Source organism: Oceanobacter sp. 5_MG-2023 (assembly GCF_030548165.1).
GTDB lineage: Bacteria > Pseudomonadota > Gammaproteobacteria > Pseudomonadales > Oceanobacteraceae > Oceanobacter.
Genome location: NZ_JAUORS010000026.1, coordinates 36,819 through 48,767, shown reverse-complemented (window position 1 = coordinate 48,767; position 11,949 = coordinate 36,819). Strand labels below are relative to the sequence as shown.

9 protein-coding genes and 1 riboswitch are annotated in these 11,949 nt (G+C 51.0%); of the genes, 4 read left to right on the top strand and 5 right to left on the bottom strand.

All coding sequences use genetic code 11. The features are described from left to right. Positions 1–357: 357 nt before the first annotated feature. The 5 genes from Q4551_RS14530 to Q4551_RS14510 all read right to left on the bottom strand — a co-directional run bounded on the left by Q4551_RS14530 (position 358) and on the right by Q4551_RS14510 (position 5,792). Positions 358–1,146, bottom strand: a complete 789-nt coding sequence (locus Q4551_RS14530; protein ID WP_303434592.1) for an ABC transporter ATP-binding protein — start codon at positions 1,144–1,146, stop codon at positions 358–360. Between the two features lie 24 nt (positions 1,147–1,170). Next, positions 1,171–2,175, bottom strand: a complete 1,005-nt coding sequence (locus Q4551_RS14525; protein WP_303434591.1) for an ABC transporter permease — start codon at positions 2,173–2,175, stop codon at positions 1,171–1,173. 121 nt (positions 2,176–2,296) lie between these two features. Then, positions 2,297–3,682 (bottom strand): CmpA/NrtA family ABC transporter substrate-binding protein, encoded by a 1,386-nt coding sequence (locus Q4551_RS14520; RefSeq protein ID WP_303434594.1) that lies wholly within the window; start codon positions 3,680–3,682, stop codon positions 2,297–2,299. Between the two features lie 371 nt (positions 3,683–4,053). Then, on the bottom strand, positions 4,054–5,223 hold the full coding sequence (locus tag Q4551_RS14515; protein WP_303434590.1) for a CmpA/NrtA family ABC transporter substrate-binding protein: 1,170 nt from the start codon (positions 5,221–5,223) through the stop codon (positions 4,054–4,056). Positions 5,224–5,225: 2 nt separating this feature from the next. Next, the gene (locus tag Q4551_RS14510; protein WP_303434589.1) at positions 5,226–5,792 is read right to left on the bottom strand and encodes an ANTAR domain-containing response regulator; all 567 of its coding nucleotides are present in this window, start codon (positions 5,790–5,792) and stop codon (positions 5,226–5,228) included. 340 nt (positions 5,793–6,132) lie between these two features. On the opposite strand from Q4551_RS14510, the gene Q4551_RS14505 reads away from it, so the two are divergent. The 4 genes from Q4551_RS14505 (at position 6,133) to Q4551_RS14490 (ending at position 11,942) form a co-directional block, all read left to right on the top strand. Then, entirely contained in the window at positions 6,133–8,454 is a 2,322-nt protein-coding gene (locus Q4551_RS14505; RefSeq protein WP_303434588.1) for a YgiQ family radical SAM protein, read from the top strand. 537 nt (positions 8,455–8,991) lie between these two features. Continuing rightward, a riboswitch (guanidine-I (ykkC/yxkD leader) is annotated at positions 8,992–9,102 on the top strand. Positions 9,103–9,164: 62 nt separating this feature from the next. Next, on the top strand, positions 9,165–10,217 hold the full coding sequence (locus Q4551_RS14500; RefSeq protein ID WP_303434587.1) for a putative urea ABC transporter substrate-binding protein: 1,053 nt from the start codon (positions 9,165–9,167) through the stop codon (positions 10,215–10,217). 88 nt (positions 10,218–10,305) lie between these two features. Then, positions 10,306–11,124, top strand: coding sequence for an ABC transporter permease (locus tag Q4551_RS14495; protein WP_303434586.1), 819 nt, complete (start codon positions 10,306–10,308; stop codon positions 11,122–11,124). Next, the gene (locus tag Q4551_RS14490; protein WP_303434585.1) at positions 11,121–11,942 is read left to right on the top strand and encodes an ABC transporter ATP-binding protein; all 822 of its coding nucleotides are present in this window, start codon (positions 11,121–11,123) and stop codon (positions 11,940–11,942) included. The genes Q4551_RS14495 and Q4551_RS14490 overlap by 4 nt, the downstream gene beginning before the upstream one ends. Positions 11,943–11,949 lie beyond the last annotated feature (7 nt).

The following is an 11,949-nucleotide window of genomic DNA, read 5'->3' as shown; positions in this document are numbered from 1 at the left end:
TTCGCTGCATTCGTCGCCTTGCTCTGAACAACGGCAACACTCGCGCAGAGCCGTGCAGGATTAAATAGATGTCCCCTAGTGGCTGCCTGGCTCGTGAATATTATCTGAGCCATGGTTTCGTTATATATATATTTATATAACGGCAAATTACATACCAGAGTGAAAAACCTTTAATGGCGCTGTTTTAAACGGATAAAGTCGTCAGAACAAACGTTTACTGTTGTTTTTTGTAAGACAAAAGGATGGGTTTGTAGGAATTACGACATGATTTCAGGCCACCGTTCTGACATAAAAGTATCAGAACGGTGGCTGCTGTGACGATTGGGACAAGACGGAGGGCAGGTGTATCAGGACGGATCAGGCGACTTTTTTGTGTTTTTCATAAAGAAACCGCAGCACTTGATGGCGCAGGTGGTTATAGCGAGGGTCGTCGGCCAGTTCCAGGCGGTTACGTGGCCGCTCCAGATCGATGTCGAGAATTTCGCCAATGGTCGCCGCCGGGCCGTTGGTCATCATCACGATACGATCCGACAGCAAAACAGCTTCATCGACATCGTGAGTAATCATGATAACGGTGTTGTTCAGCTCTTTCTGGATGTCCATCAGCGAGTCTTGCAAATGGGCACGGGTGAGGGCGTCCAGCGCCCCGAACGGCTCATCCATCAGCAAAATGTCGGGTTCCATTGCCAGTGCCCGGGCAATACCGACCCGCTGTTTCATGCCGCCAGAAATTTCGTCCGGGCGCTTGTGCATGGCGTGAGTCATATGTACCAGCTCCAGATTGTGCTCAATCCAGGCGCGCATCTCGGCTTTGGATTTTTTGCCCTGGAAGACGGTTTTGACCGCCAGCTCAACGTTTTGATAGGCCGTTAGCCAAGGCAGCAACGAATGGTTCTGGAATACAACCGCCCGTTCCGGCCCCGGTTCGTTGACCTCACGGCCGTGGAGCATGACGCCGCCTTCGGTTGCTTGCAGCAAGCCAGCAACGATATTCAGCACCGTGGACTTGCCACAGCCCGAGTGCCCAATCAGGGAAATGTATTCGCCCTGTCTGATTTTCAGGTCAACGTCGCGCAAAGCGCGGAAGGCGCCATTAGGGGTTGGAAATTCGATGCCAACGCGGCTGATGTCGAGGATCACGCTCATAATAAATTCTCCGGTGTTAATGGCTTAACGTACGTTGGCTGATTTGTCCCAGGACACTGCTTTTTGCAGGCTGAGCATCAGACGGTCGAGGGCAAAACCGATCAGGCCAATGGTGATTACCGCTACCATGATGCGGCCAAGAGAGTCGGATGAGCCGTTCTGGAATTCATCCCAGACAAACTTGCCCAGCCCGGGGTTCTGGGCCAGCATTTCGGCAGCAATCAGTACCATCCAGGCAATCCCTAATGACAGTCGCAAGCCGGTGAAAATCATGGGAATGGCAGAGGGCAGGACGATTTTGGTGACATGCGTGATGAAGTTCAGGCGCAACACCTGACTGACGTTTTGCAAGTCCTGTGAAATGGACGCAACGCCCACGGATGTGTTGAGCAAGGTAGGCCAGAGCGAGCAGAGCATGACCGTGATCATGGAGTTCACAAACGACTTGGGCACCGCCGGGTCATCCGAGACGTATACGGCGCTGACCACCATGGTCACCAGTGGCAACCAGGCCAGTGGGGATACGGGTTTGAATATCTGGATAATCGGATTAAACGCGTCGTTCAGCGTGGCGCTCAGGCCTGTCAGGATTCCCAGTGGAATAGCGATCAGCGAGGCCAGAATAAAGCCCGTCATGACGGTTATCAGGCTGGTCAGGATCTGATCAAAATACGTGGCTTTGCCGGTGTAGTCCCGAATCTTTGGCACATAATCAGGGTCTTCGGCCACGCGGGCATCATTGCGCAGCTGTTGGCGTTCATAAAAGGCCTCTGCCTTTTCGCGCTCGGCAATGTGTTCGCTGATCAGGCCCTTGCTCTGTTCGTACACATCCGCTGGGCCGGGGAAATTACCCAACGAGGTTTCGATATTACTGGCGGCTCCGTGCCAGATCATCAGGAACACCAGGATACCGGCCAGCGGCACACCAATGGCTTTGGCGATGATCTGGAAATTCAGACCGATGTTGTCGCCTTGCAGGATTTTCACTATAGGCTCAAGCCACGGCAATTTCGACAGTGCCATATTCATGTTGTATATCTCCGGGTCGCACGGTGGTTGCTGACGTTCGGGGCATCGCCCCGCCGTGTATGCCGCATCGACCGTTGTTGTTGGTATGGGTCGATACGGGGTCTGATAAATCTATCGAGTGTTAGATTTTGTCGTTGCCTTGCAGACCAATCTTGAATTTTTTCAGGTAGGCGTTGGGGGCTTTACCGTCATAGGTTACGCCGTCGATAAACTGGGTCTGTGGGGCTTTGAAGCCGTCTTCGGTCGTGAAGTCCGGGAAATCCACAGCATCCAGCTTGCCTTCCTTGATCAGGGCTTTGGCTGCATCGGCATAGATGTCTGGACGGTAGACTTTTTTGGCAATATCCATGTACCAGCTATCCGGTTGGGCATCGGCAATTTGTCCCCAGCGGCGCATTTGGGTCAGGTACCAGATCGCATCGGAGTAGTAAGGGTAGGTTGCGTTATAACGAAAGAAAACATTGAAATCCGGTACGTCCCGGGTGTCGCCTTTTTCGTATTCAAAGGTGCCGGTCATGGAGTTGGCGATCACGTCGTAATCAGCCCCCACATAGTTGGATTGGGAGAGAATTTTAACGGCTTCCGGACGGTTGGCGTTGTTGTCGGCATCGAGCCAGGCAGCGGCACGAATCAGTGCCTTGACCACGGCCTTGTGGGTGATCGGGTATTTATCGGCCCATTGCTGGCTTACACCAAAGACTTTTTCCGGGTTGTTTTTCCAGATTTCATAGTCGGTAATCACCGGTACGCCAATGCCTTTGAACACGGCTTGCTGGTTCCAGGGTTCGCCCACGCAGTAACCGTAAATGGTACCGGCTTCCATGGTGGAGGGCATCTGTGGTGGTGGCGTAACCGACAGCAAGGCATCGGCATTGAGTTTGCCCGAGGTATCGCCTTTGGCGGGGGCGTAGTAGCCGGGGTGAATGCCACCGGCTGCGAGCCAGTAACGCAGCTCATAGTTATGGGTCGATACCGGGAATACCATGCCCATATTGAAGGGCTTGCCTGCTGCCTTGTACTTGTCAACGACCGGCTTCAGGGCATCGGCCTTGATTGGATGGATCGGTTTGCCATCAGCTCCCATGGGGACATAAGGCTTCATTTGTTGCCAGATGTCGTTGGAGACGGTGATGGCGTTGCCGTTCAGGTCCATGCTGAAGGCGGTGATAATATCGGCCTTGGTACCAAAACCGATGGTGGCGCCCAACGGCTGGCCTGCAAGCATGTGAGCACCGTCCAGCTGGCCGTCGATCACACGATCCAGTAGCACTTTCCAGTTCGCCTGGGCTTCCAGTGTGACGTACAGGCCTTCGTCTTCGAAGTAGCCTTTTTCATAAGCAATGGCCAGAGGCGCCATGTCCGTCAGTTTGATAAAGCCGAACGTGAGCTCTTCTTTTTCGGGGTACTGCTTTGCCAGCGCAGCGGGTGCCGCCAGCGTCGCCAGTCCGGTTGCCAGAATGGCAGCACTGGTCAGTAATGTTCGGCGTAATGGAGTAATTACTCGCATCATATTTCCTCTCTGAAGCAGGTTTTGAAGCAAAAAAAAAGCGCCACAACGTGTAAACGTTGTAGCGCCTTTGCTTGAATTCTGTGTTTTAAATGCAGTCCGCCATTGGACTTGTATAAGGACTGATATTCAAACGATGTGCCAAAACCTGAGCATCACCCGGAAAAAGAAACAAAAACCGCTGTCACGCCCATACAGCGGGCCTTGGGTGGTATTTTTGTGAATACCTCAAGGCTGGGCCAACAAGTGGTAATCCCTCATCGCCTGATCAATCGGCACAAGACTGGTGCAATAACGGGCCAGGTTAGCCCGGTTTTGGGCGTTTTCTGACGGTGGTTTCTGGTCACTGGTCGTAGTTTCTGGTGACAGGATTAACGATGATAACTAAACGCCGTTGGTGCCATGGCTACACCATCCAGCTGCCACGGGTCGCGATGATCCAGCGCCAGCCGGGTACCTTCTGCCACGAGTGCAGGCCGCTGTAATGCTTGCTGGTACAGGTCGCTACGGTAGCACTCGCGGATAGTTTCTTCGCAGTCCAGGGCGGAACTGACCCAGCCCCAGCGCTGCATTTGTTGCAGGAACCAGACGCCATGCTCTTGCCAGGGATAGTTGGCCAATGAGCGGTGGAACACCAGCATATCCGGCTGCTGCTGCTGGGATTCTCCGGGGCGGTAAACAAACTCGCCTACCAGTGCCGGCAGAGCCGCCGCAACCGGAATCTGAATCGCATCGGCCAATAAGGCTCCTGCGGCTTCGCGGTGATCGTCCAGCCAGAGAGTGGCCTTGTCCAGTGCCCGGATCAGGGCCTGGGTGGTGTTGGGGTGAGTATTGGCCCACTCCTGGGTCAGTCCCAGTACCTTGTCGGGGGCGCTGTGCCACAAGTCCGGGCCAGTCAGCAAGCATTCGCCAACTTCTTGCTGGATCGCTACTGAGTTCCAGGGGGCACCGGCACAAAACCCATCGATATGAGACAGCGATAAATGATCAACCATTTGTGATGGCGGCAGTACCACCAGAATCACATCCTGATCCGGGTCCACGCCCGATGCGGCCAGCCAGTCCCGTAGCAACAGGTTGTGAATGGAGTAGGGATAAACGGTGGCAAAAATCAGCGGCGACTCACCCCGGGAACGGCGGCTCTGAACCAGCTTTTTGAGTGCTTTGCCTGAGGCGATAGCATCCCCTGCAGGAGATTGCCCGGAGGCCTGCTCTTCCAGCTGTTGGCCTAACGATCGTGAGATCGTAAAGGCGTTACCGTTCAGGCCAAAGGCAAAGGGAGCCATCATGGCTTTTTTCAGACCACCCAGACCCAAATGGGTCGCCAGTAACATCGGGGCCAGCATTTGTGCACCATCGAGATGGCCGACCAGTACCTTGTCGCGAATATTGGCCCAGGAGACTTCCTGTTGCAGCTCGACGTTGAGGCCTTCTGCGGCAAAGTAACCCTGGGCATCGGCTACCAGTAGGGGCAGGCTGTCGCTCAGTGGCATGTAGCCCAGTATCAGGCTGGATTTTTCCAGTGGATCAGAGTCTGTCATAGTCAACCGTTCAGCAGGTTCATTACCGAAATAATGTTTTTGGCGACATCCACCATACGTTGGCCGCGATCCATGGCCATTTTGCGCATGGCGTGATACGCCTCTTCTTCCGACATGTTTTTTTGCTTCATCAGCAAGGCTTTGGCTTCGTCCAGCAGACGTCGGTCGGCCAACTGGTTTTTGGTTTTTTCCAGCTCGCCACGCAAAGCCTGGAATTCCCGAAAGCGGGCGACGGCCACATCCATAATGGACTTGACGCGAGCGGGGTTGAGACCATCGACAACGTAAGCACTGACTCCGGCCCGTACGGCTTTTTCAATAGTGGCGGGGTCGTCTTCATCAGAAAACATGATCACCGGCTTGGGGTTGTGCTGATTCAGCACGGTCATATGCTCCAGCATGTCCCGATCCGGGCTTTCGATGTCGATAATAATGACGTCTGGCTGGTGTTCCATCACCTTTTTCATCAGGCCCTGGGCACTGGCGAGGCAGGCAACGACTTCACAACCGGCGTCCGATAATGCCTGTTGCAGGATGGCAGCCCGAGGGGCCTGGTCATCAACAACCATGATTCGGGGCGGAGGGCTCCCCTGTTTTGCTCGGGATTCACGGTGGGCCATTATGTTGGGCTGTATCTCGATAAGTTAATAAGGATGTTAGCAGTTTTTGCTGGAATAACAGAAGCGCGCAGGGATTCCCTGTTGTTGTTATGGACGCAGCGGCCAATGACGCTTTTGTGATCAGATACTGGTCTTTTGCACGGCTGAGGCGGTCAGGTGTTAATTAATAGGGATATTACCGCCAATTTCCGACTATTTGACTGGGTTATTCTTCAGTCTTGGGCCGAATTTTGGGAGAATAGCCAATCTTTGGCGTCCGCCAGTCCGTGTATACAAGAGCTTGAATTTTATGTCGCAGTCCAACCAGCAGCCGGTCACGACCGAGGTGCCACACCTGTTTTCGCATTTTCCCTATTGGGCCGAGTGTTTCGGCACCGCACCGTTTTTGCCAACGACGCGAGAGGAAATGGATCAGCTGGGCTGGGACAGTTGCGACATTATTGTGGTGTGTGGTGATGCCTATGTCGATCATCCCAGTTTCGGGATGGCTGTCATCGGACGGCTGCTGGAGAGCCAGGGCTTCCGTGTTGGCCTGATTTGTCAGCCAGACTGGAACGATCCCGATGCCTTTACCTGCCTTGGCCAACCCAATTTCTACTTTGGGGTATCAGCGGGCAATATGGACTCGATGATCAACCGCTACACAGCGGATCTCAAGGTACGTTCGGAAGACGCTTACACGCCCGGCGGTGAACCGGGCAAGCGTCCGGATCGGGCCGTAATTGTCTATTCGCAAAAAATCCGTGAAGTGTACAAGGATATTCCGATTGTGATTGGCGGTATCGAAGCCAGCCTGCGCCGGATTGCCCAGTACGATTACTGGAGCGATCAGGTACGGCGGTCGGTATTGATCGATTCCGGAGCGGATATCCTGCTGTACGGCAACGCTGAACGGGCATTGGTGGATCTAACCCACAAACTGGCCGAAGGGCGCGATATCAAGGATATTATCGACCTGCGTGGCACCGCCATTTTGCGTGATGCCGCGCCACAAGGCTGGACTGAAATCGACTCAACCCGCATCGACTGGCCGGGGAAAATCGACGTTATTGCCAACCCCTATGAAATGAAAGAAGCCAACAGCGACAGCTGTGCTTCCGACCAGCAAGCGCTTGAAGCAGGTGCCGACGCCGACACCGATATCATGCCGGTCAAAATTGTCCCGATGCCATTGCAGCGCAAGGTCGAACACGACAACAGCCGCACCTATATTCGCTTGCCCTCATTCGACAAGGTACGCAACGACAGCGCCCTGTATGCCCATGCCTCACGGGTGTTACACCAGGAATCCAACCCCTATAACGCGCACCCGCTGATGCAAAAACACGGTACCCAGGAAGTGTGGGTCAACCCACCACCCATTCCGCTGGAAACCGACGAAATGGACGCCGTCTTTGCATTGCCGTACCAGCGCATTCCACATCCGGCGTATGGTGACGCCCGCATTCCGGCTTACGATATGATCCGGTTTTCGGTGAATATCATGCGTGGCTGTTTTGGCGGCTGTACTTTCTGCTCGATTACCGAGCACGAAGGCCGCATTATTCAGAGTCGGTCGCAGGAAAGCATCATTCACGAGATTGAAGAAATCCGTGACAAGGTACCAGGGTTCACAGGCACCATCTCCGACCTGGGCGGCCCAACCGCCAACATGTATATGCTCAACTGCAAAAGCGAGACGATCCTGAAAAACTGTCGTCGGCTGTCGTGTGTGTATCCCGGTATTTGTAAAAACCTCAAAACCAGCCATAAACCGACCACCGAGTTGTATCGTGCTGCGCGGGCCTTGCCCGGCGTCAAACGTATCGCCATTGCCTCTGGCTTGCGTTACGACCTGGCGGTAGAAGACCCGGAATATGTACGTGAACTGGTGACCCACCACGTGGGTGGCTTGTTAAAAATTGCCCCGGAACATACGGAAAAAAACGTCCTCACCAAAATGATGAAACCGGGGATGGGCACCTACGACAACTTCAAACGCATGTTCGACAAGTTCTCGAAAGAAGCCGGTAAAGAGCAATATCTGGTGCCGTATTTTATTGCCGCCCATCCAGGCACCGAAAACTCAGACATGATGAACCTGGCGCGCTGGCTTAAAAGCCAGAAAATGCGTGTTGATCAGGTGCAGACTTTTTATCCATCACCGATGTCACTGGCCACGGCCATGTACCACTCCGAACGTAACCCGTTGCAACGGATGAGCTACAAAACCGCCAAAATGACCATTCCCCGCGACATTGAACAGCGTCGTTTGCAAAAAGCCTTCTTGCGTTACCACGACGAACGAAACTGGCCGATGCTGCGTGAAGAACTCAAACGTATGGGACGCCATGACCTGATTGGTAAAGGCCCGGATGCCTTGATCCCCGCCGAAGATGCTCCCTCCGGTAGCCGCCAGCGTCCTGGCTACCACGCCAAAGGACGTGGTGTGCAAGGCAAGGCCACCAAAGCACCGGTTGCGCAAAAAGCCGACAGCGGCAATAACAAAGCCCGCTCTCAAGGCGCCGCAGCGAAAAAAGCCAAAGGCGTGGTCAATGGCAAGGCCGCTGGCGCAGGAAAAGGCAGCGCAGGCAAGGCACCATTTGCCAAACGCGTGCGTAAACTGAAATAACCGATGGCGACAGAACGGTAGGGAACAGCGCCGTCCGTGGCCATACCAGTGCCGTTTGTGTTTGTTAGATTGGGTATTGGAGCGGGTATTGGAGTAGATATTGGGGCAGCCATGGAGGGCGTCCCTACGATTCGGGGTGGTATGTAGTGGTCCCATGATTCGGGACACCACGTAGGTGGTGAGATCGCCACCATAAATGAGGTGCCGGATGACCAGAAAGATGTTGGGAGCTACTTGATGGGGTACTACAACCGACAGCGATCTCACGCATTCAATGGTGGCATTTCGCCCGTTGCAGGCTGAGGAAAAACTCAAAACACTGTCCGGGATTAGTTGACCACTACAAGTAGACCCTAAATAGAGCAATGCTTATCAGTATTGCTCTATTTTAGAGCAATATTTGTCTTTGAGTAGAGTGAAATAGATATGATTAAAATCTAACACTTTGTTTTTAAAGTGGTTTTTGATTTGGCACACTATATGCTTGAATTTTTTTTGTTAGTATCTTTGGTGATATCGGACAAGACAATTTAGAATTCAATAGAAAGCTAGGGTTCCGGCTAGGCTGAAAAGTTTAGTGAAGACTGGTCCGAGAGCTTTCGACCTTGATGTTTCAGGGTTACACGGCGGGATAAAAGCCCGGGAGACCGCATGGCGTTATTGCCAAGGGTACTCCATGTGTAACTTTAAAACTGAAAAGGTGACTTCTAATGAAATACTGCTCAAAAAAAGTAACCGTTCTACTATTTTCCCTTCTTGTTTCTGCCAATACCATGGCGGCTGATTCTTTTAAAGTTTGTTGGTCTATTTATGTCGGTTGGATGCCTTGGGCATATGGCGCTCAAGAAGGTATCGTCGAAAAATGGGGCGACAAATACGGTATCGATATTGATGTCGTGCAAATTAATGACTACGTTGAATCTATCAATCAATACACCACAGGCCAGTTCGATGCTTGTACCATGACAAACATGGACGCATTGACGATTCCTGCTGCAGGTGGTGTGGACAGCACGGCGTTAATCGTAGGTGATTTCTCCAACGGCAATGACGCCATCATTCTAAAAGATAAAATCTCTCTTGCAGACATCGAAGGTCAAATAGTTAACCTTGTTGAATTAAGTGTGTCTCACTACTTATTGGCTCGTGGATTAGACACAGTTGGTCTAAAAGAAGCGGATGTGAATGTTGTTAACACATCTGATGCTGACATGGTTTCTGTTTATGGTACTGACGATATTACGGCTGTTGTGACTTGGAACCCTCTAGTAAGTGAAATCCTAGCTCAGCCTAATAGCAACAAGGTGTTTGATTCCTCTCAAATCCCAGGCGAAATTATTGACCTATTGGTGATCAATACTGACACGCTAAACGCGAATCCTAATCTAGGTAAAGCTTTAGTGGGCGCTTGGTATGAAATCATGGAGTTAATGAGTGGCAGCGATAAAGTAGCAATCGATACACGTACTTTCATGGCAGAAGCCTCTGAAACGGATCTTGCTGGTTATGATGCACAGTTAGCAAGCACAGAGATGTTCTACACACCCGAAGCGGCTTTATCTCTAACCAATAGTGAAAAACTTATCGCGACAATGCAAAACGTCGCTGAGTTCTCTTTTGAACATGGCTTGCTAGGCGATGGTGCACCCGATGCCGGCGTGATTGGTATTGAAACCCCTGCAGGCGTTTTCGGTGACCCAAGCTATATAAAACTTCGCTTTGATCCTACTTATATGGAAATGGCCAAAAACGGTCAGTTATAAGCATTAGCTCATAATCTATTTCCAATACGACCATTGGCGTTACGGTAATAGCGCCAATGGTAAGTGGGAAACACTGAGGAGTAATAGCATGAAAAAACTGATCAATTATAAGCCGACTCGAACCCGTGGGATTTTGCTGGGTTTGCTTCCTTTTCTTCTTTTAATCATCGTTTATATGATGGGATCGGAAGCAAGGTTGGCGGTTAATTCCAATGACAAATTGTTACCAGCGTTCAGTCAAATGGGAGATGCCATGTACAGAATGGCATTTGAGCCCAGTAAACGAACTGGGGAGCTCATTTTCTGGAAAGACACATTAAGCAGTTTGATTCGCCTGGCGTCAGGTGTTGCGATAGCGGCGGTAATCGGTTTGCTGGTAGGCCTGTTAACAGGGGCTTTACCTCTAGTCTCTGCTGGTTTTTCTCCTCTTTTAACTGTGATTTCGTTAGTACCACCTCTGGCTCTCTTACCGATTTTATTCATCGTCGTGGGATTAGGGGAAATGTCTAAAGTTGTTCTGATTGCCGTGGGGATAACGCCCTTTATCGCCCGGGATATTCAGCGAAGAACACAAGAGATTCCCAGCGAACAGCTGGTGAAAGCGCAAACGTTAGGTGCGAGTACTCTCCAAATTTTAATCCGTGTTCTCTTGCCACAAGTGATGCCGAAATTGATCGATGCGGTGCGTTTGTCATTAGGATCTGGTTGGCTGTTTTTGATTGCTGCTGAAGCCATCGCGTCAACGGACGGCTTAGGTTATCGAATTTTCTTAGTACGACGTTACTTATCTATGGATGTCATTTTACCTTATGTGGCGTGGATTACTTTATTGGCATTTTTGTTTGATTACTTACTGGGACTAGTGAATAAAAAACTCTTTCCTTGGAGTCAGGAGGCGAAATCATGAGCCAAATTAATACTCAGATTAATCCGATTATTCAAGCAAAGAAAATCGGTAAAAAATACGGAAAAGATGTCATTCTCGAACGCGTTGATGTGACGGTTCAAGAAGGTGAGTTTATTACTTTAGTCGGCGCGTCTGGTTGCGGTAAAAGTACGTTTTTGAAAATGATTTTAGGTATTGAAGATCCAAGTTCAGGTGAGTTGTTGATGGATGGAAAATCGATACCTAATGAGCCAGGTCCAGATCGTGGCATCGTATTTCAGCAATATTCTGTGTTTCCTCATATGACCGTTTTGGAAAATGTGATCGCTGCTAAAGGTTTCCAAAAGTCTTCTTTAACGGGCTACTTGTTCGGTAAAGAAAAGAGCCAAGCGAAGCAAGAAGCAACAGAAATGTTAGAAAAAGTCGGTTTAGATCATGCGTTACATCGTTATCCCGATGAACTGTCTGGCGGTATGAGGCAGCGCCTTGCTATTGCCCAAGCGCTTATATGCAAACCAAGAATTCTACTACTTGATGAACCGTTTGGTGCCCTTGATCCTGGTATCCGAGCCGATATGCACGCTTTAGTGTTGGAACTATGGCGAGAGCACAATCTAACCGTTTTTATGGTGACTCATGACTTAAAAGAAGGGTTTTATCTAGGCTCAAGACTTTGGGTATTCGATAAAGTGCGCCACGATCCGCATTCTCCAAATGCTTATGGGGCTTCCATTACTTACGATTTACCGCTTGGTCATGGTTCAAAAGACCTTTATGAGGAAATTGATGACCGACTTCATCCTGTAGATCCAAGCGCCAGTTTGATGACTGGTAATTAGTTGAAAA

Bases quoted from the DNA above. Each gene is read 5' to 3' on its own strand.
- Q4551_RS14505 (WP_303434588.1), top strand. From the start codon at position 6,133: ATGTCGCAGTCCAACCAGCAGCCGGTCACGACCGAGGTGCCACACCTG.
- Q4551_RS14530 (WP_303434592.1), bottom strand. From the start codon at position 1,146: ATGAGCGTGATCCTCGACATCAGCCGCGTTGGCATCGAATTTCCAACC.
- Q4551_RS14490 (WP_303434585.1), top strand. From the start codon at position 11,121: ATGAGCCAAATTAATACTCAGATTAATCCGATTATTCAAGCAAAGAAA.
- Q4551_RS14525 (WP_303434591.1), bottom strand. From the start codon at position 2,175: ATGAATATGGCACTGTCGAAATTGCCGTGGCTTGAGCCTATAGTGAAA.
- Q4551_RS14515 (WP_303434590.1), bottom strand. From the start codon at position 5,223: ATGACAGACTCTGATCCACTGGAAAAATCCAGCCTGATACTGGGCTAC.
- Q4551_RS14495 (WP_303434586.1), top strand. From the start codon at position 10,306: ATGAAAAAACTGATCAATTATAAGCCGACTCGAACCCGTGGGATTTTG.
- Q4551_RS14500 (WP_303434587.1), top strand. From the start codon at position 9,165: ATGAAATACTGCTCAAAAAAAGTAACCGTTCTACTATTTTCCCTTCTT.
- Q4551_RS14520 (WP_303434594.1), bottom strand. From the start codon at position 3,682: ATGCGAGTAATTACTCCATTACGCCGAACATTACTGACCAGTGCTGCC.
- Q4551_RS14510 (WP_303434589.1), bottom strand. From the start codon at position 5,792: ATGGTTGTTGATGACCAGGCCCCTCGGGCTGCCATCCTGCAACAGGCA.